We start from the raw sequence: 18,365 nt of genomic DNA, 5'->3' as shown, positions 1-18,365 counted from the left end.
CCACTCAAGGCGGCGCCTTATTGTTTCATCCTCATGGAAAGACCGGCATTCGGCTGATGGATATCAAGCGCATCCTCGTGGCAACCAGTCTCTCGGCCGCGATCTTGATCGGTTTCGATTATTTCGTGCCCCAGCACGCTAAGAAAGACGCCGAGACCCAGACCACCGAGCAGACAAAGGGCAAGACGCCCGAGGCTGGCAAGGTCTCGCCCTTGCCTGTGGCCGCACCCGGTGGCGCGCCAGCCAATGGAGCAGCGGTTCCAAGCGGACCGGCCGGGCGTATCGCCATTGAGGGGCCGGATGCCACGGGATCTTTCAGCCTGCGCGGCGCGCGTTTCGATAATCTGGTGCTGACGCATTATTTCGAGACACTCGACAAGAATTCGCCGCTGGTACGTTTGCTTGAGACCCAGGAAGGCCCTCAGCCGAGCTTCGTCGAGTTGGGCTGGCAGGCTCCGGCCGGCTCGACCATCAAGCTGCCTGACGCGGATACCGACTGGTCGAGCGACGACAAGACGCTCTCCCCCGACCATCCCGTGTCCATGCAATGGGACAATGGCCAGGGGCTGCTTTTCCGAATCCAGATCAAGCTCGACCGGCGCTACCTGTTTGCAATCACCCAGAGTGTCGAAAACAAGGCGGGTGCTCCGGTCGCCCTGACACCCTTTCAGCGTGTCGAGCGTGATTACAAGCCGGTCGAAACCGGTGGCATGATCGTGCAGGAAGGTCCGCTATCGGTCATGAATGACCGACTGGATGAGGAATCCTACAAGACCATGCGCAAGGGCGCGGCCAAACCGGATAATACGGCGTGGTCGGCAGATGGCGTGGGCGGCTGGGCCGGTATTACCGATAAATACTGGCTGACAGCCGTCATTCCCGATCAGAAAGCGGGCGTAACGGTACGCTATCGCTTTGTGCCGAATGCCAAGGAGGGGTCATACATCGTCGACACGCTTGCAAGCCAGCCGATCCAGATCGCGCCGGGCTCGAGCGTTGCCACGACAAGCATGGTCTTCGCCGGTGCGAAGGAGGTCAATCTCCTCGATCAGTATACCGACGATCTGCATATTCCCTATTTCTACAAGGCGGTGGATTTTGGCTGGTTTGCGTTCCTGACGCGCCCGATGTTCCATGTGCTGCACTGGCTCTACAGTCATGTCGGCAATTTCGGCATCGCGCTGCTGATCATGACGCTGATCATCAAGCTCATCCTGTACCCGCTGGCCACAAAATCCTTTGCGTCCATGGCGCGTATGCGCACGCTTGCGCCACGCATCCAGTCCATTCGCGAGCATAACAAGGGCGACCAGCTGGCCCAGAACCAGCAGATCATGGCGCTCTACAAGGAAGAAGGCGTGAACCCGGCCGGTGGCTGTTTGCCTCTGCTGGTTCAGGCGCCTGTCGCGTTCTGTCTGTACAAGGTGCTGAACATCACCATCGAGATGCGTCACGCACCCTTTTATGGCTGGATCCGCGATCTCTCCGCGCCCGATCCGACCACACTCTTCAACCTGTTCGGTCTTCTGCCCTTCAGCACGGGTTTCATGCCTGAAATGCTGCATGTAGGCGTCTGGCCCATCCTCTTCGGTATCACCATCTGGCTGATGCAGCGTCAGAGTATGGTCAGCATGGACCCCGCTCAGCAGAAGATCATGCAGTTCATGCCGATCATCTACACCGTCTTCCTGGGGCGTCTCTCGGCGGGTATCGTGATCTATTACACCTGGAACAATATCCTCAGCTATGGTCAGCAGAAGCTGATCCAGATGCAGATCGATCGTGGCCAGAAGAAAGGCGGAAAGGCCGTCAGCAAGTCGTGAGCCAGAGAGAAGATCCGACTGTTTTCACGGAAGAGCAGGTTGAAGAGGGACGCCTGCTCTTCGCGTCAGAATGCGAGTTTTTCTTTGGCGCGCAGAAGCTTGAGCAATTGCCGCCGCTCGCCGGGCCCGAAGTTGCTTTCGCGGGACGCTCCAATGTCGGCAAGTCCAGCCTGATCAATGCACTTACGGGGCGCAACAGGCTTGCCCGTGCGTCATCCGAACCCGGACGCACGAAGCAGCTCAACTTCTTCAATCTCGGTGGACGCCTCGCACTGGTCGACATGCCGGGCTACGGTTTCGCCAAGGCGGCGAAATCGGTCAAGGAAGAATGGCAGACAATGATGTTTGCCTATCTGCGCGGCCGCCCGACGCTCACGCGCGTCTTTCTGCTGCTGGATTCCCGTATCGAGCTGAAGCAGGCAGATCGCGACGTGATGGAGATGCTTGATCGCGCCGCTGTGCTGTTTCAGGTGGTGCTGACGAAAGCGGATTCGGTCGGGCCAAACAAGCTCAAGGCGAAGATCGCCGAGGTTGAGAGCGTGTTGTCAAAACATGCGGCCGCCTATCCGCATATTGCCACGACCAGCAGCGAAACCGGGCTGGGCATCGAGACATTGCGCGCCGAAATTGCCCGGCTCATTGCCGGATCGATCGGGGAAGGGGAGCAAGGGTGAAGAAGGACACATCGGAGCTGACGCTCCCTGACACGCATGATGAAGGCCAGCAGCAGGCCGCCCTGCTTGCAAGCGCCCTGCCTTTTCTGCGCCGCTATGCCGGGGATACGATCGTTGTGAAATATGGCGGTAATGCCATGAGCAAGGATCACCTTTCGAGCGCCTTTGGCCGTGATATTGCGCTTCTCAAGCTCGTGGGGATCAATCCCATCGTCGTGCACGGTGGCGGGCCGCAGATCAGCGCGATGCTCAAGCGTCTTGCGATCGACTCCCGCTTCGTCGACGGGCTGCGTGTGACCGATCAGGCCGCAATCGACGTGATCGAGATGGTACTCTCCGGCAGCGTCAATAAACAGGTGGCTGATCTGATCAATCGTGCAGGCGCGCTCGCTGTCGGTATCTCCGGCAAGGATGGCGGGCTCCTGCAGGCGCGCAAGCTGATGCATCGCAGCCGGGACTCCCGCTCGGGTGAGGAAGCCCTTCAAGATCTCGGTTTCGTCGGGGAGCCCGTCAAGATCGACCCGCGTGTCCTGTTCTCGCTGCTCGGCTCCGGCCTTATTCCGGTCATCGCCCCCGTCGGGGTCGGCGAGAAGGGCGAGACCTATAACATCAATGCCGATACGGCGGCGGGTGCCATTGCAGGAAGCGTAAATGCCTCGCGCCTGCTCATGCTGACCGATGTCGCAGGGGTGCTCGATGAAAATGGCGTCCTGATTCCTGAACTGACGGCCGAGGAAGCGCAGCGCCGTATTGCTGACGGGTCGATTTCAGGGGGCATGATCCCGAAGGTTGAAACCTGCCTCGCCGCCGTCAAGGCAGGCGCACGGGCCGCAGTCATCATGGATGGCCGTATTCCCCATGCCTGCCTGCTTGAGCTTTTCACAAGCAAGGGCTCCGGCACGCTGATCCGAGCCTCGTAACCGAGGCCTCCATTCGCAGGCCAAGGCCTGCGAATGGAGGAATACCAAATCCGGGCGCCTCTGGCGCAACGCTCAGGCGTTTTCGTGAGCGAAATACCAGTCCATGTTTTCTTCATGAGCGATCGAGAGCGCCAGTCTGGCGCGCTCGAAGAATGTCTCCAGCGTGTCATGGGATTGAGGCTCGCGTGTGACGAGCCCGATCTTGACCGAGACCAGGGGATTGGATCCCGCCGAGCACAAATAGCGACGTTTGCAGATCAGTTCTGCCCGCTCTACCGAGGCAAACCGATCCCCCCCGTCCAGCCATAGAATATAGGACTCACGATCCAGTTGACCGATCAGATCGGTTGGCCTGATGGCGCGTTGCAGAAAATTGATGGCATCGCGTACATGCGCGATCTGCTCGACGGCCTCTTCCGCGGCCCCGGCCCCGTGCTGGGCCTGAAGCAGACCGGAAAAACTCACCAGCATCAGCGTCGCGGGCAGGTTCTCATGGTCAAGGCGTGCAAAGCGTCGTTCGACCCGGTCCTTGAAGAGCGACCAGACGGGGAGATGGGTCAGGGGATCGAAGGGCAGCGCGCGTAGGAGCACGCGATAGCGATGATCGACCTCGATCATGGCCGCGGCCGTCCGTACCAGCGTGCCTATCACGCGCTTACAGGCTTCTGCGGAATGTTTGGGGAACTGGGGGGGGAAATAGACGAATATGCCGATTTCACCCTGATGGCGGACCTCGTTGATGGCCCGCAGGCTGATATGCGTATCGATACGGTTGCCGCCCATCTCGATCTGGGCTTTCTCCTGCTGGATGGGCCAGGTATGGAGAATCTTGAGCTGCGGTTCGGGGGGCGGCGGCACCTGAAGCGGACCGGAGCTGATGAGAATGCCGCGCTCGGGCTGCGTCGATGCGCAGAACTCCTCAAACGCGCATCTGAGCCCGTCCGAAACCGAAATCGCCGATCGCAGGGTCTCTAGCAGGGAGTTCGAGAGATCCTCTTCCCATCGACGCAGCGTGGCTCGATTTCGCGTAGGCCAGTTTGTTCTGCTTCGTCCCGACAACCCCCTCATGAGCGCATGCACGGTTTTCGTCAGCAATGCGGTCATCGTGCGTTTCCTGAGAACATGGAAGAAGAGGAGTCTCGACAGGATAGGAGTGCGCTTCGCGTCGGACGGGTCCGGTGAGAGTCAGGCAGAGGATAGGGTATGAAATTTAATTACTCCTTAACGTCATCGGGAAGGAAGATTCGTTGACTTCCGGAAGCGTCCTGAGCATGGTCCGCTCACCTGAGTAACCCTGTTGAAGGATGGCTGATAATGCCTGTTTCCGATCTGCGCACCGTGATCGACTCCCTGTGGGAGCGTCGTGATACGCTCAATGCTCACACGGAAGGTGAGGCGCGCGAGGCGATCGAACAGGCTCTGACATCCCTCGATGAAGGCAAGCTCCGTGTGGCCGAACCCGGTGAAAATGGCTGGGTGGTGCATGAGTGGCTGAAAAAGGCCGTCCTGCTCTCCTTCCGTATCACCGATAGCCGTGTGGCCGAGCGCGGCTGCGGTGGGGTTCCGGGTTTCGATAAGGTGCCGCTGAAGTTCGATGGCTGGGACCAGTTCCGTTTTGCCGAGGCCGGTTTCCGTGCGGTGCCGGGCGCGATTGTCCGTCGTTCGGCCTATATTGCACCGGGCGTGGTGCTGATGCCCAGCTTCGTCAATGTCGGCGCCCGCGTCGATAGTGGCACGATGGTCGATACCTGGGCCACGGTTGGCTCCTGCGCCCAGATCGGCAAGAACGTGCATATCAGCGGCGGTGCCGGTATCGGCGGTGTGCTCGAGCCGCTTCAGGCAGCTCCCGTGATCATCGAGGATGATTGCTTCATCGGCGCGCGCTCTGAAGTGGCCGAGGGCGTGGTGGTCGAACGCGGCTCTGTACTGTCGATGGGCGTGTTCATCGGGGCTTCCACGAAGATCGTGGATCGTGCAACCGGCGAGATCTTCATGGGCCGCGTTCCGGCCTATTCTGTGGTCGTACCCGGCACACTGCCCGGTCGCACTCCTGACGCGCCGCATCTGGCCTGCGCCGTGATCGTCAAGCGCGTCGATGAGCGTACGCGTTCCAAGACCTCGATCAACGAATTGCTGCGCGACTGATCGTGTCGATCGACGTCGTTTCCCTGGCGGAGCAGCTCATCGCCTGTCGCTCCGTCACCCCGGCCGATGATGGGGCCATGGCCCTGCTGACGCGCACCCTGGCGGGGCTCGGTTTTTCTGTCGAGCGGGTCGATTCCGGCCCGGAGGGCGCCCAGACGCCCAACCTCTTTGCCCGAATGGGCGAGAGCGGTCCGCATCTGTGTTTCGCCGGTCATACGGATGTCGTTCCCCCCGGTCCGGGCTGGGTGCATGATCCGTTTGGTGCCCAGCGCGCAGGGGGCATGCTGTATGGACGGGGCGTTGCCGATATGAAGGGTGGCATTGCCGCTTTCATCGCGGCAGTATCGGCCCTTCAGGCCGACCGCCCACTCAAGGGGGCGGTCAGCCTTCTGATTACGGGAGACGAGGAAGGCCCGGCGCTGCACGGTACCAAGATTGTCCTGCCATGGATGCAGAAGAGGGGGCATATCCCCGATTTCTGCCTGCTGGGCGAGCCCACCAACCCCGATGCCTTGGGCGAGGTGATCAAGATCGGCCGACGCGGCAGCCTGAACGCGCTCATCACGGTCGATGGCGTGCAAGGCCACGTGGCTTATCCTCACCTGGCCGATAATCCGATCCATCGCCTGCTGCCGGCCCTGAGCGTTTTGACCACGCGCGTGCTGGATGAGGGTAACGCCCATTTCGCACCGTCATCGCTTCAGGTGGTGAGCGTGGATGTAGGGAATACGGCGACCAATGTGATTCCGAGCCGCGCGACCGCGCTGCTCAATATCCGCTTCAATACCGAGCATCGCGGTGAGGATCTCGTGGCGTGGATCAAAGCGGTTGTTGCCGAGCATGCCCCTGAGGGCCACGTCGAGGCGAGTATCAGCGGTGAAGCCTTTCTGACGGAGCCGGGCCCTGCGGTGCACGCGCTCGCATCGGTGGTGGCGCGTCACACCGGACGCGAGCCGCGTCTCGACACGGGTGGCGGCACGTCCGATGCCCGCTTTATCGCCGCGTATTGTCCCGTGGCGGAATTCGGTCTGGTTGGGGCGACCATGCATAAGGCGGATGAATGTGTGGCCATTGCTGATCTGCAGGCACTGACCCTGATCTATCGCGACTATCTAGAGGCATTCGGATTGTGAACTCCGGCTCTTCCAAACAGAATGAAACTCCCGCTGCGGCGGCCGCGCGTATCATGCGCGGGGTGATGCAGCTTGGCCGTGGCGACAAACAGGGTATCGACGCATTCCGCAATACGCCCGAGGCGTTGCTCGCTGCCATCGCGCCCAGTGCGGCCCTGTTTATCGTCCTTGCGCTTTCCGAGTTCGTGCAGGGCTATAATGCGGTCGAGATCACCAAGATTCTGATCCTGGTGACCGCATTGCTGACCCGCCTGGTCGTATCTCAGCTCATGGCGCGCTTCTGGTCTCGTGAGGCGGTCTGGCCGCGTTATGCCACGGCGCTTCTCTGGAGCAGCTGGCTCCCGATGGTGCTCTCCCTCATCGTGCTCTGCGTGATGCAGATCATCATGCCGGGGATGGCGACGTCGCGCTCTGCCCTCGCCGGTGTCATGATCGGCGTGGAACTCTATGAACTCTGGCTGGCCTGGTTTGTCGCTCGTGCAGGGTTGGAGATCACGGGGGGCAAGGCCGCGCTTCTGGTCGTTCTGATCAACGGTGCCGTTGCCGCGCTTTACCTGATCGCGGCTCTTTTGCCGCCGCATTACAACGCGCTGAAGGAAATCATGGGCCCTTTGCCCAAGCCGTGATGGGGCGCGTCTTCGCCTGAATGCCGCAGCAAGGTTGTCGGGTCAGACGAAGGGGTCGCTTTCATACCCGACGGCGACGAGGCAGAGACCTTCCGACGGGGCGGTCGGTCCCGCCTGACGCCGGTCGCAGGCGTCGAGCACCTCTCGCAGTCGTTCGACAGGCCATTGCCCGCTGCCGATCATCTGCAGTGATCCTGCGAGGTTACGCACCTGATGATGCAGGAATGAGCGAGCCTGCACATCGATATGCAGAGAGAGCCCTTCTCTCGTCACATCCAGAACATCGAGGGTCCGGATGGGGCTGCTCGCCTGACAGGAGGCGGCCCGGAAGGACGAGAAATCATGCCGGCCCAGCAGGCTTTGTGCTGCCTCATGCATCAATACCTCATCGAGCGGTCGCCTTACATGCCAGACATGATCGGCATCCAGTACCGGGCGTGTCGGCCGGTTCAGGATAGTATAGCGATAGCGGCGCCAGATCGCCGAAAACCGGGCATGCCAGCCCTCCGGCGCCGCAGCAGCAGCGAGCACGGCGACACGATGTGGCTTGAGATGGAAGCTGATCCCGTCCCGGATCTGTCGGGCGTCGAGCCTGTCCTGTTCGGGCAGGTCGAGCTGAACCACCATGGCCGAGGCATGAACCCCCGCATCGGTGCGCCCCGCAGTGGCGCTCATGACAGGCGCATCGCCAACCAGTTTGGAGGCAGCTTCTTCCAACAATTGCTGAACGGAGAGGCCGTTCTCCTGCCTCTGCCAGCCGACCAGACCGGTCCCGTCATATTCGATCTTCAGCGCCCAGCGGCGATAGCCCGGGGCGGGGCCGTCATGAACCAAGGATCGATCCTCTGGTCACGGGCGTGCCACGCAGATAATCCGTGGCCTTCATCATTGCCTTGCCCGGACGCTGCAGAGTCAGGATCTGCAATGCCCCTTCGCCGCAGGCAATTGTCAGGGCGTCATCGAGCACCGTTCCGGGCGGGAACGGGGACGTGGCAGAGACGAGGCGTGCCTGGCCGATCTTGAGCACCACGCCATCCTGCGTGGTGAAGGCCCCGGGCCAGGGCGTGAGCCCCCGTATCTGACGGTCGATGACCACTGCTGGTTTGGACCAGTCGATGCGCCCGCTCTCGCGCGTCAGGCGCTCGGCATAGGTTACGCCGTCACCCGGCTGGGGCGTGGGGATGAACGGTCGGCGCAGGGTCTCGATCAGCAACTCTGCACCGAGATAGGAGAGACGATCATGGAGAGTGGCAGCGGTTTCATCGGGACCGAGATCGACGGCGGCTTCGGCCAACACGTCGCCCGTATCGAGCCCGGCATCCATCTGCATGATCGCGACACCGCTACGCGCGTCGCCTGCGAGCAGGGCGGACTGAATGGGCGAGGCCCCCCGCCAGCGGGGCAGCAGGCTGGCATGGATGTTCAGGCAGCCTTTTTTGGGGGCGTCGAGCATGCGTTGAGGTAGGATAAGCCCATAGGCGACCACGATGGCGATGTCGGCCTCGAGCGCCTCGAAAAAGGCCAACTCTTCCTCATTATTTCTCACGCGCATGGGCGTGCGCACGACGATGTTTGCGCGCTCTGCGGCATTCTGGACCGGAGAGGCACGCAGAGCCTTGCCCCGCCCAGCCGGGCGGGGCGGCTGGGTATAGACTGCCACGATCTCGTGCCCATCGGCCCGAAGCGCCTCGAAGACCGGCACGGAGAAGTCCGGCGTCCCCATGAAGACCACGCGCATGATATCAGCGCCCTTTCTGTTCCTTGGCGAGGCGGCGCATGATCATGTTGCGCTTGAGCTTGGACAGGTGATCGACGAAGAGAATGCCGTCCAGATGATCGATCTCGTGCTGCAGGCAGGTCGCGAGGAGATCGTCCGCTTCCATCTCTTCGATGGCCCCTTCTAGCGTACGATAACGCATCCGCACGCTGACCGGGCGAATCACCTCGGCATATTGATTGGGCAGAGAGAGGCAGCCCTCCTCGCGCGCGGCAAGCTGCTCGGATTCCTCGATGATCTCAGGGTTGATCAGTACCATCGGATTGCGCTCACCCTCATCGGACACGTCGACCAGCGCAAAACGCAGTCCGAGTCCGATTTGCGGGGCGGCAAGCCCGATGCCCGGCGCCTTGTACATGGCAGAAAACATGCCGGGCAGATGGGACTTCACCAGCGCCATGTCATCCGCCGTGACCTCGCGCGCGACCGCACGCAGGACAGGCTGGGGGGCGACCAGGATCGGTGTCGGGGCGATGGACTCGATGTCCGTGAGGAAGGAGAGGGCTGTCATGATGCTGCGGATGTAACGAGTCGGTCCTGAGAAAACCAGTTCTAAAGGCGCTAACCCAGCGAAACTTCATGGGATTGCAGGGGCTCACGCGCTTGCAGCGCGCGCCAAACATGCCCATATCGGGAAAGTGATCCTGCGCCGCATTCGGGCAAGATCTCCCTTATGTCTCGCTCCTAGAGGAGGCTGCATGTCAGGCCGTCTGTTTACGTCACCCATGTTTCTCGGTTTCGACCACCTCGAGCAGATGCTCGAGCGCGCGTCCAAAACTGCTTCCGACGGCTATCCGCCCTATAACATCGAGCAGCTGAACCAGACGACGCTACGCATCACCCTTGCCGTTGCAGGGTTTGTGATGGACGATCTGCATATCACCCAAGAAGACAACCAGCTCGTGATACGCGGCCGTCAGACCGATGACAGCCAGGGTCGGGTTTTCCTTCATCGAGGTATTGCGGCACGTCAATTTCAGAAGGCCTTCGTTCTGGCCGAGAATATCGAGGTCGGGGAAGCCTGGCTGGATAACGGGCTGCTCCATATCGATCTCTTCCGACCTCAGCCGGAGGTGCGCGTCAAACGCATCGAGATCAGTGCCGGACGGCGCGAGCACCCTGTGGCACGAGCGACCCATATTGAGATGCCCAAGCCACGGCGCAGCCGCGCCATTCGCGATCTTGACGATGAATAAACCTGGATCAGGGCCTATAAGTGTTTCGGGCTGTATGGCCCTTTCGGGCGGGTTACCTGTCCGATCTGAAAGAAAGTAAGCAGTATGACCAAAACCCTGCGCGATGAAGAGATGGGTGCCAAGCAGGCTCCCTTGTCCGACCTGCGGCGCATGACTCATCAGGATCTCAAGGAATTCGGGATGAGCCGCGTGGCCTATGTCAAGCCGGTTGTCTATGAGGGAGAAGCCGCGTTTGCCATTCACGCGGCTGACGGAACGCCCATGGCGCTTGCAGAAGACCGGTCGAGCGCTTTTGAGGCGATCGTCGACCATGAGATGATTCCGGCCTGGGTCCACTGAGATGAGCCATCATTCCGTCGATATCCAGCGCTTTGCAGAAGAGAATCGTCTGAGCGGCGCAGTCCGTCACGGCAACACGCTTTATCTGGCCGGGCAGGTGGCCGATGACGCTTCGCTTGATACGGAGGGTCAGACGGCCGATATCCTGCGCCAGATCGACGCGCTTTTGGCTGAGGCCGGAACGGACAAGACACGCCTGCTTTCGGTTCAGATTTTCCTGACTGATATCACTGACATCGACGGCATGAATCGGGCCTGGGATGCCTGGTTGGACCATAATCACAAGCCAGCCCGCGCCACAGTCGAGGCACGTCTCGTCAACTCGGCCTGGCTGGTCGAAATCACGGCCATCGCCGCTCTCTGAAGCGGAGTCCTCGCGGGAAGAGCTTCGTCACCCACGGAGTGTGAGAGTAGCCTTGAGTTTCTGATCCCGTCTGCGCTGGGCCGATCCAGCGATGCCAAGGGCTTCGCGATATTTCGCGACCGTGCGCCTCTGGATGGCAATTCCTTCTGACTGAAGGCTCGCCGTTACGGCGTCGTCCGACAATATCGCGTCCGGGCTTTCGGCATTCAGGATCTGGCGAATGCGCACCTTGATGGCATCGGCGCTCGTCTGTTCCGTCTCCTCCCCCAAGGCGGTCGAGAAGAAGCGTCGTAACGGAAGAACGCCCTGAGGTGTCTCGACCAGGCGCGTCGCGGTAACCCGGCTTACTGTGCTTTCATGGAGGCCCGTGGCACTGGCGATCTGTGCAAGGGTGAGGGGGCGCAAGGCGCTTATACCGTCGCCGAGGAAAAGGCATTGATGCTGGGCCACAGCCTGACAGATCAGGAGGAGGGATCGGGCTCTCTGCTCCACAGCGCGTAGCAGGGTTCTGGCCTCGCCTTGTTTTTCCTGAGCGTAGGAACGGTCTGAGTCTCTGCCTTCCAGCAGCCGCCTGTAAAGCGCTTCGTCGATGTCCAGGCGGGGCCATGTCGCTGGGTTGAGCGTTACAACGGGGGTATTCCGCACCAGTGTGATCAGAACATCAGGCGCGGCCTGCCCGGACGGGTCACGCGATGCGTCGTCTCCGCCATTGCGGATTTCTGCCAGTCCGGCGCCGGGACGTGGGTCCAGGCCACGCAGTTCGCGAAGCAGATCTGCATAATCGCTTTCGTCCAACCCGCAGGTTTTGCGCAGCCGATCATGCTCGCCCCGCGCCAGCCAGTCGAGATGATCGAGCAGGCGTGCCACAGCCGGGTCATAGCGGTTCTGCGTGCGAAACTGTGCGGCCAGGCATTCGGCAAGGGTGAGGGCAAAACAGCCCGCCGGGTCGAATTGCAGCATCTGCCCCCGTACCGCCTCAAGCTCTGCCAAAGTGCAGCCCAGCGTTGCAACGAGGCTCTGCGGCGTGCATTCCAGTCGCCCGTTTTCGTCGAGCGCTTCCAGAAGAGCCAGGGCGATGGCGCGTTCGGCCGAACTGGGAAAGGCCCGCCTGATCTGTTCGAGAATCAGGGTAAGAGCAGAGGGACCCGAGGCTCTGGGTTCGAGGCCGGCCTGGTCCTCGCTGTCAAACGTGCCATGGCGCAGGAGAGGCTCATCATCCCAGTGGGACAGTTCTGCGGGAAACATCTCCGGGTCCCAGTCGGGAGGGAGATCTCCTGCGCGCGCCTCTTCCGCGTGGGCGAGGGGCGCTTCCTGCATCGGAGCATCGGGTGCGGGAGGAGAGACAATGAGCAGCGGGTTGGATTCGGCCGCCAGAGTGAGCTCTGACAGAAGCTCCTGATTGGAGAGCTGCAGGAGGCCGATCGCCTGCTGCAACTCGGCCGTCATGACGAGCCCGGTCGTTTGGCGCGGCTGGAGAGTAAGCCGCGACATCAACGATCAGAGGGAGAAGTTTTCTCCCAGATAGACGCGACGCACGTCCTCATTCGCAACGATCTCCTCCGGGATGCCTTCCATCAGCACCTGACCGGAATGCATGATATAGGCCCGGTCGATGACCTCAAGGGTTTCGCGAACGTTATGATCGGTAATCAGCACGCCAATCCCGCGATCCTTGAGATGCGAGACGAGGTCACGAATTTCACCCACAGCAATCGGATCAATACCGGCCAGAGGTTCGTCGAGCAGGATGTAGTTGGGCTGGCTTGCAAGCGCGCGGGCAATTTCGAGACGGCGGCGTTCACCACCCGAGAGTGCGAGCGAGGGCGAGTGACGCAGATGCGAGATACCAAACTCTGCCAGAAGCCCGTCCAGCATGGTCTGGCGCCGGTCGTAATCGGGTTCCACCACCTCGAGCGCGGCGAGGATGTTCTGCTCGACATTCAGCCCGCGAAAGATACTGGCCTCCTGCGGCAGGTAGCCAATGCCAAGACGCGCGCGACGATACATGGGCAACTGGGTGATATCGGCACCGTCGAGGGTGATGGTGCCCGTATCTGGCTGAACCAGCCCGACGATCATATAGAAGCTGGTGGTTTTGCCGGCTCCGTTGGGACCAAGAAGCCCCACAGCCTCGCCGCGTTGCACCTGAATCGATACATCGCGCACGACCTGACGCTTTTTGTAGCTCTTCCCGATACCATGGGCGATCAGTCCCGTGCGGGTCATCGGATCGTCCCGTACCGTACGCAGCACGACGGTTTCGCTGTTGCTCGTCACGGTATCGCTCATCCCAAATTTCTCACAACCGAATCAGTCAGTGCCCTGTTCATCAGGCGCGCGCTTCCCAAGGTCAAGTCACGTGTGGGGGCCGAGATGCCCGCCCGGGAGCGGCTGCCTCCCGTCACCGCATATCCCCCGGCTTGCTGCTGGAGGCCTCGTTGGGGATCACAAGTCCCTCGACACGCTGGCCGGGCGCCGGGTTCATGATCGCAACACCGGTCTTCATGTTCACGATGGCCGAGGCGCCATTATTCTGATTCTGTCCGCTCGTGACATGCACATGGCCGATCAACCGGGCCATCTCCGTGTCGAAGACATAGACGCCGCGATCGCCTGTCGCCGTCTCATTGGGGGTGCGGAGCATTACGTGACCCCATGCATAGGCGCGATCGAGCTTCGAGGAGCGCGCCGTACCATCCCCGCCGGGAGCTGGAGATTTCGGCGCGTTTGCAGGGGCCGAATCGGCCTTGCTGAAGGCCACAAGCACGTCCGCCTTGATGCGCTTGCCATCATTGGTGGTCACAGTGGCATCGCCACGCCCGACCGACATGCGGATATTGGCGTGATATTCCATCACGTCACGCGCGGTCATGACATCCTGAGGCGTGGTCAGCTTCAGAGCCTTGCCCGTCATGACAAGCACGGCCTGGTCGATGTCATACAGGGCCTTGTCGCCCCAGGCCTGATCGGTCGTCGTGTAGATATGTACATGGCCGATCGCCTCCATGCGATAAAGCTCCATGGAACCGCCCATGGCACCGTCATCGCCCGGCTTTTTCTCCCCATCCTGGGGTTGGTCATCGGCCGGTTTGGGGGCGTTCGGGTCCGGTGCCTTCTTGCGCAGGAACCCGATGAGCTGGTCGGCATCGATGGTCACGTCGCCACGAATGGCCCGCGCCTGATCCACGAAGGTCACCGTCTGGGCATCATGATCATAGGTCTGCGGTCCGGCTGAGCTGATATGCACCTGCTCACCATGAGACATGTCCAGCGCCTGGGCAAAGGCATGCTGGGCCGAGAGCCCAAGGATAGAAGCGCCGGGGACCGGCAGTCCCATGAGCAGCGAGCTCAGGGTCAGGGCAGGAAGGAGGCGGCGCATCATGGGGCCTTATGTGCGGGTGAAGTAAGAGACGGCATGGCATCCTGGCGGTCGTCATTGCGGATGACACGCTGGGGCCCGACAAATTGCAGCAGATTGGCGTGCTGGTCGATAAAATAGCCTTGCGCGTCGAGGATGCCAAATGGTCCCTCGGCGTGGACCCAGTCATTCGAGGCAATCACACTGCGATGCAGGTCCATATCGGCCGTTAGCCCGTTGAGGAGCGTGCCGTCGTCACGGTACAGAACGACATGACCTGTCAGATTGAGTGTCTGCTCGTGCTGCATGTACACGCCTTTATCCGCCCGGATCTCGGCCCAGCCGCCGCCTGCCATATGCGTATCGGCAACCGGGTCAACCAGATCGATCCGTTCCGGCCCGTTCTGATGGGCAACGCGTGCGGTGATCATATAGGGCCGGTCATGGGCATCAAGGCCGCGATAGATCGCGCCCTCCAGATTGCCGCTTTCGACGCGCATCTGGGCCATTTCCTGCATCACCGCGCGGTTGGCGCTCAGCCAGCGGGCGATTTCAGGCCAGACCGCAATGGAGCCCAGCAACACCGCAGCAAGCAACGGAAGCGCCCATTTTGCGGTGTCGAGCAGGCGACGACGCGATGCGAGATCCGAGGTCGTCGGGATCGCGCGCTGCCGTGACTGGCCCTGTTCACGCATGGCTTCGCGCAGCGCCGCGAGTTTGGCAGCGTCACGCGAGAAATCGTCGCGTTGCGGCTTCTTGCGTTCTTCGGGGGGCGGCGTGTCTGTCATGCGATCCCCGTACGCAGGAGGTCATGGAGGCGGACGATCCCGACAGGACGGCGGTCCTCATCGAGAATGAACAGGCTGTTGATCGCCTTGCGTCGGGCGGTCATGAGATGAATGACCTCCTGAGCGAGCATGTCGCCACGCGTCGTAATGGGATCGCGGTTCATGATCTCGCCTGCCGTCGTGGTGTCGAGGTTGCGCGTCAGGGCCGGGCGTAGATCTCCATCGCTGACCAGCCCGATCAGAGCCCCTGTCTCATCGATGATGCCGATACACCCAAACGCCTTACGCGTCATTTCCATGATGACGTTCGAGAGTGTCATGCTGGCTGTGCCCAGGGGCAGGGCATCACCCGCATGCATCAGCTTGTGCACCGGGCGCAGCAGCGAGCCCAGTTTGCCACCAGGATGAAAGGCGCCGAAATCATTGGCCGTAAAGCCGCGTCTTTCCAGAAGGGCGATGGCGAGCGCATCGCCCAGTGCGAGCTGCATGATCGTGCTGGTGGTGGGGGCGAGCCCCATCGGACAGGCCTCACGCGCAGGAGGCAGGCAGAGCACGACGCTGCTCGCGCGGGCGAGTGTCGAACTCGGCGATGAGGTAACGCCTATGACCGGCAGGGCGTGGCGCGCCGCATGTTCAAGCAATGCCGCAAGTTCGCTCGTCTCGCCCGACTGTGAGAACAGCAGCAGGATATCGTGGCTGTCGATCATGCCCAGATCGCCATGGGCAGCTTCGGCCGGATGGACGAAAAAAGCCGGTGTGCCGGTCGAGGCGAAAGTTGCCTGGATCTTGCGGCCGATATGGCCCGATTTACCTATCCCGGAAACGACGACCCGGCCTGTCATGGCCGAAATGGCCGCTACAGCCCGCTCGAATCCTCGCGCCAGAGTCTCTGGACCAGCGCCCTCGACGGCAGAAGGGGCGCAATCTCGGGATGGGGAAATGCCCAGAGCCGCCTGAAGAGCGGAGAGTCCGGCGATCTCGGCCTGCAGCGTGGCCTGGGCGCTCTCAAGCGCCTGACGCTCTGCCTGCGCGCTATCGGTCACGGTCCGGGAGCCGGAAGGGGGAAGCTCGGTCATGCGTTCTCTTCCCGCTTTGCTGCGCTGAGGTCAATCATCCTGCAGCCCCGCGAGAGGCCATTTTGTGGCACGGCGCACCACGTTGCGGGCGAGAAAAGCCGGCCAGGTGCGGTGCCGGCGCGGGATTCAGGCGCGGTGCGAGAAGATATCGGGCTCTTCATAGCCGAGAATGTCCAGGCGGCCCCGCGCGGGCAGGAAGTCGTAACAGGCCTGCGCGAGTTCGCGACGACCTTCACGGATCAGCAATGCCTCGAGCTTGGCCCAGAGCGCATGCAAATGCAGGACGTCCGAGGCAGCGTAGCTCAACTGTTCAGGGGTCAGGATCTGGGAGCCCCAGTCAGACGTCTGCTGCTGCTTTGCCAGATCGACCCCCAGAAGCTCCCGGCACAGATGGGCCAGACCATGACGGTCGGTGAAGGTGCGGACCAGACGCGCGGCGATCTTGGTGCAGATGACGGGAGCGACCGTGATGCCGAGCGCATGCTGAAGCAGGGCGACATCGAAACGGGCGAAATGCATGAGCTTGGTCACGCTGTCATCAGCCAGAAGGGCCTTGAGGTTCGGGCAGTCCTCATAGCGTCCGCCAAGCGATTTGGGGCGGATCTGGACAAGATGGGCTTCACCGTCGCCTGCAGAGAGCTGCACGAGGCACAGGCGGTCACGATGGGGATTGAGACCCATGGCTTCTGTATCGACTGCGACCACCGGACCCAGATCGAAATCATCGGGGAGATCACCATCATGGAGATGGATCGAAGCGCTCGGTGCGGCCATGTCTGGAAACCCTGGGGCTAGAAAAAACGGAAGCCGACGATTTCTCGTCGGCTTTTCCGTTTTTCGTATGGTGCCCAGAAGAAGACTCGAACTTCCACGTCCTTGCGGACACAGGTACCTGAAACCTGCGCGTCTACCAATTCCGCCATCTGGGCTCAGAGGCTGTCCGGGTCGCCGTTTTTTTTCGGCATCCCGTTCGGTGAGGTGGCGTTTACCGGTGGATGCGGGGAGCGTCAACACCCCCTCTGAAAAAAAGAGGAATTTTTTCCATGGACCGTTCGATCATCACCGTTTTCGGGGGCAACGGATTTATCGGTCGGGCGCTCGTGCGCCAGCTTGCCGATGTCGGATATGACGTGCGCGTGGCCTCCCGCGCACCGGAGAAAGCCGCGGCGCTGGCGGCGAAACCGGGGCAGGGCAGTATCATGCCGGTTTACGCCTCCGTGACGGACAAGGAGTCCGTGCGCGCCGCGCTGCGGGGCGCCGATGCGGCCATCAATCTGGTGTCGATCCTGACCGAAAAAGGGCACACGACATTCGAGCGCATGAATGTCGAAGCCGCTGAAAATGTCGCGCGGCGGGCAAGCGAGGCAAAACTGTCCCGTTTCGTCCATGTCTCGGCGATTGGTGCTGCGCCCGATGCGCCATCGCGCTATGGGCGCAGCAAGGCGGAGGGGGAGCGTCGTGTCATGGCGGCTTTTCCCGGTGCAGCGCTTTTGCGGCCAAGTGTGGTGTTCGGCCCCGGTGACAGTTTCCTGACGCTGTTTGCCCTCATGGCGAAATGCCTCCCGGCACTGCCGGTCTATTATCCGCAAACGAAGCTGCAACCCGTCTTTGTGGAGGACGTAGCGCGCGCTGCCTTCCTATGCCTTACGGGAGAACACACAGGTGTCTTTGAACTGGGTGGGCCGCAGCAGGTCACTATGGAAGAGATCATGCGTTTTGTGGCGCAGACCGTTGGACGCACGCCCCGCCTGCTGTCGGTACCGAACGGGCTGGCCGAAATCCAGGCGATGCTTTTGGAGCGTCTTCCCGGGAAATTGCTGACGCGTGACCAGCTCGCCATGCTCTCTCAAGACAATATTGTGACATCAGCGACAGGGTCGTTTGAAACGCTGGGAGTCGTGCCGCGAAGCCTGTATGATCGCGCACCGGAATATCTGAGAAAAATCAGCGTGTTGCGAACTATTCTCAAATGAAAGGACCGTATCGGTCCTTTATCCTGACACAAAACGCATATTTTATCAGATAAATGCGGATTAAGCGGGTTATAGGTAAGTAATTCTGACTTATGCCCGTGTGCCGCCTGCCTTACCTGTCCGTCATGTTTTGAAAGCGGCGCTCATGGCGTCTGCTTGCCCATGGGGAGAAC

At 61.2% G+C, this 18,365-nt stretch carries 20 protein-coding genes and 1 tRNA gene; 10 read left to right on the top strand and 11 right to left on the bottom strand.

Annotated features, from left to right (window positions below; all coding sequences use genetic code 11):
- Positions 1-56: 56 nt before the first annotated feature.
- Genes yidC through argB form a run of 3 tightly spaced genes read left to right on the top strand, consistent with a single transcriptional unit; the run spans position 57 to position 3,417 of the window.
- Positions 57-1,823, top strand: coding sequence for a membrane protein insertase YidC (gene yidC / locus WFJ47_RS01260; protein WP_336760341.1), 1,767 nt, complete (start codon positions 57-59; stop codon positions 1,821-1,823).
- The gene (gene yihA / locus WFJ47_RS01255) at positions 1,820-2,497 is read left to right on the top strand and encodes a ribosome biogenesis GTP-binding protein YihA/YsxC (protein WP_336760339.1); all 678 of its coding nucleotides are present in this window, start codon (positions 1,820-1,822) and stop codon (positions 2,495-2,497) included. The genes yidC and yihA overlap by 4 nt, the downstream gene beginning before the upstream one ends.
- Positions 2,494-3,417, top strand: coding sequence for an acetylglutamate kinase (gene argB, locus WFJ47_RS01250; RefSeq protein ID WP_233581981.1), 924 nt, complete (start codon positions 2,494-2,496; stop codon positions 3,415-3,417). Before yihA ends, argB begins: the two co-directional genes overlap by 4 nt.
- 72 nt (positions 3,418-3,489) lie before the next feature.
- Here argB and WFJ47_RS01245 read toward each other — a convergent pair whose 3' ends face one another.
- The gene (locus WFJ47_RS01245; protein ID WP_336760336.1) at positions 3,490-4,521 is read right to left on the bottom strand and encodes a GGDEF domain-containing protein; all 1,032 of its coding nucleotides are present in this window, start codon (positions 4,519-4,521) and stop codon (positions 3,490-3,492) included.
- 210 nt (positions 4,522-4,731) lie between these two features.
- Here WFJ47_RS01245 and dapD point away from each other — a divergent pair, with 210 nt between their 5' ends.
- From dapD to WFJ47_RS01230, 3 genes are read left to right on the top strand one after another with little or no spacing between them, the layout of a single operon-like run.
- Entirely contained in the window at positions 4,732-5,562 is an 831-nt protein-coding gene (gene dapD, locus WFJ47_RS01240; RefSeq protein ID WP_127101377.1) for a 2,3,4,5-tetrahydropyridine-2,6-dicarboxylate N-succinyltransferase, read from the top strand.
- A 2-nt stretch (positions 5,563-5,564) separates the two neighbouring features.
- The gene (gene dapE, locus WFJ47_RS01235; protein ID WP_336760333.1) at positions 5,565-6,695 is read left to right on the top strand and encodes a succinyl-diaminopimelate desuccinylase; all 1,131 of its coding nucleotides are present in this window, start codon (positions 5,565-5,567) and stop codon (positions 6,693-6,695) included.
- Complete coding sequence (locus WFJ47_RS01230) at positions 6,692-7,321, top strand: hypothetical protein (RefSeq protein WP_336760331.1); 630 nt, start codon at positions 6,692-6,694, stop codon at positions 7,319-7,321. Before dapE ends, WFJ47_RS01230 begins: the two co-directional genes overlap by 4 nt.
- A gap of 42 nt (positions 7,322-7,363) precedes the next feature.
- Here WFJ47_RS01230 and truA read toward each other — a convergent pair whose 3' ends face one another.
- Genes truA through def form a run of 3 tightly spaced genes read right to left on the bottom strand, consistent with a single transcriptional unit; the run spans position 7,364 to position 9,609 of the window.
- The gene (gene truA / locus WFJ47_RS01225; protein WP_127101371.1) at positions 7,364-8,155 is read right to left on the bottom strand and encodes a tRNA pseudouridine(38-40) synthase TruA; all 792 of its coding nucleotides are present in this window, start codon (positions 8,153-8,155) and stop codon (positions 7,364-7,366) included.
- The gene (fmt, locus tag WFJ47_RS01220; protein ID WP_336760328.1) at positions 8,145-9,059 is read right to left on the bottom strand and encodes a methionyl-tRNA formyltransferase; all 915 of its coding nucleotides are present in this window, start codon (positions 9,057-9,059) and stop codon (positions 8,145-8,147) included. The genes truA and fmt overlap by 11 nt, the downstream gene beginning before the upstream one ends.
- 4 nt (positions 9,060-9,063) lie before the next feature.
- Positions 9,064-9,609, bottom strand: coding sequence for a peptide deformylase (gene def / locus WFJ47_RS01215; RefSeq protein WP_336760326.1), 546 nt, complete (start codon positions 9,607-9,609; stop codon positions 9,064-9,066).
- A gap of 187 nt (positions 9,610-9,796) precedes the next feature.
- On the opposite strand from def, the gene WFJ47_RS01210 reads away from it, so the two are divergent.
- From WFJ47_RS01210 to WFJ47_RS01200, 3 genes are all read left to right on the top strand, one after another.
- A complete protein-coding gene (locus WFJ47_RS01210) occupies positions 9,797-10,294 on the top strand; it encodes an Hsp20 family protein (RefSeq protein ID WP_127101365.1) in 498 nt (165 codons plus the stop codon).
- Positions 10,295-10,378: 84 nt separating this feature from the next.
- Positions 10,379-10,633: a DUF1150 family protein gene (locus tag WFJ47_RS01205; RefSeq protein WP_336760323.1), complete on the top strand. Its 255-nt coding sequence runs from the start codon at positions 10,379-10,381 to the stop codon at positions 10,631-10,633.
- Between the two features lies 1 nt (position 10,634).
- Entirely contained in the window at positions 10,635-10,997 is a 363-nt protein-coding gene (locus tag WFJ47_RS01200) for a RidA family protein (RefSeq protein WP_127101363.1), read from the top strand.
- A gap of 27 nt (positions 10,998-11,024) precedes the next feature.
- On the opposite strand, the gene rpoN is transcribed toward WFJ47_RS01200, so the two are convergent.
- The 7 genes from rpoN to WFJ47_RS01165 all read right to left on the bottom strand — a co-directional run bounded on the left by rpoN (position 11,025) and on the right by WFJ47_RS01165 (position 17,148).
- A complete protein-coding gene (gene rpoN / locus WFJ47_RS01195; protein ID WP_336760322.1) occupies positions 11,025-12,488 on the bottom strand; it encodes an RNA polymerase factor sigma-54 in 1,464 nt (487 codons plus the stop codon).
- 6 nt (positions 12,489-12,494) lie between these two features.
- Positions 12,495-13,223 (bottom strand): LPS export ABC transporter ATP-binding protein, encoded by a 729-nt coding sequence (lptB, locus tag WFJ47_RS01190; protein WP_127101531.1) that lies wholly within the window; start codon positions 13,221-13,223, stop codon positions 12,495-12,497.
- A gap of 175 nt (positions 13,224-13,398) precedes the next feature.
- Positions 13,399-14,376, bottom strand: coding sequence for an LptA/OstA family protein (locus tag WFJ47_RS01185; protein ID WP_336760639.1), 978 nt, complete (start codon positions 14,374-14,376; stop codon positions 13,399-13,401).
- Positions 14,376-15,143, bottom strand: a complete 768-nt coding sequence (lptC, locus tag WFJ47_RS01180) for an LPS export ABC transporter periplasmic protein LptC (RefSeq protein ID WP_127101359.1) — start codon at positions 15,141-15,143, stop codon at positions 14,376-14,378. Before lptC ends, WFJ47_RS01185 begins: the two co-directional genes overlap by 1 nt.
- Positions 15,140-16,219, bottom strand: coding sequence for a KpsF/GutQ family sugar-phosphate isomerase (locus WFJ47_RS01175; RefSeq protein ID WP_336760321.1), 1,080 nt, complete (start codon positions 16,217-16,219; stop codon positions 15,140-15,142). The genes lptC and WFJ47_RS01175 overlap by 4 nt, the downstream gene beginning before the upstream one ends.
- Before the next feature lie 126 nt (positions 16,220-16,345).
- Positions 16,346-16,993, bottom strand: a complete 648-nt coding sequence (locus WFJ47_RS01170) for a ribonuclease D (RefSeq protein ID WP_336760320.1) — start codon at positions 16,991-16,993, stop codon at positions 16,346-16,348.
- A gap of 68 nt (positions 16,994-17,061) precedes the next feature.
- Positions 17,062-17,148: transfer RNA gene (locus WFJ47_RS01165), tRNA-Leu, on the bottom strand.
- 114 nt (positions 17,149-17,262) lie between these two features.
- On the opposite strand from WFJ47_RS01165, the gene WFJ47_RS01160 reads away from it, so the two are divergent.
- Positions 17,263-18,192 carry a complex I NDUFA9 subunit family protein gene (locus WFJ47_RS01160; protein WP_336760318.1) on the top strand — a complete coding sequence of 310 codons (930 nt, stop codon included), beginning with the start codon at positions 17,263-17,265 and terminating at the stop codon, positions 18,190-18,192.
- Positions 18,193-18,365 lie beyond the last annotated feature (173 nt).

The sequence above is a fragment of the Asaia sp. VD9 genome (assembly GCF_037150015.1).
Taxonomy (GTDB): Bacteria; Pseudomonadota; Alphaproteobacteria; order Acetobacterales; family Acetobacteraceae; genus Asaia.
The sequence above is the reverse complement of the archived record's forward strand: the minus strand, read 5'-3'. Positions and strand labels throughout refer to the sequence as shown.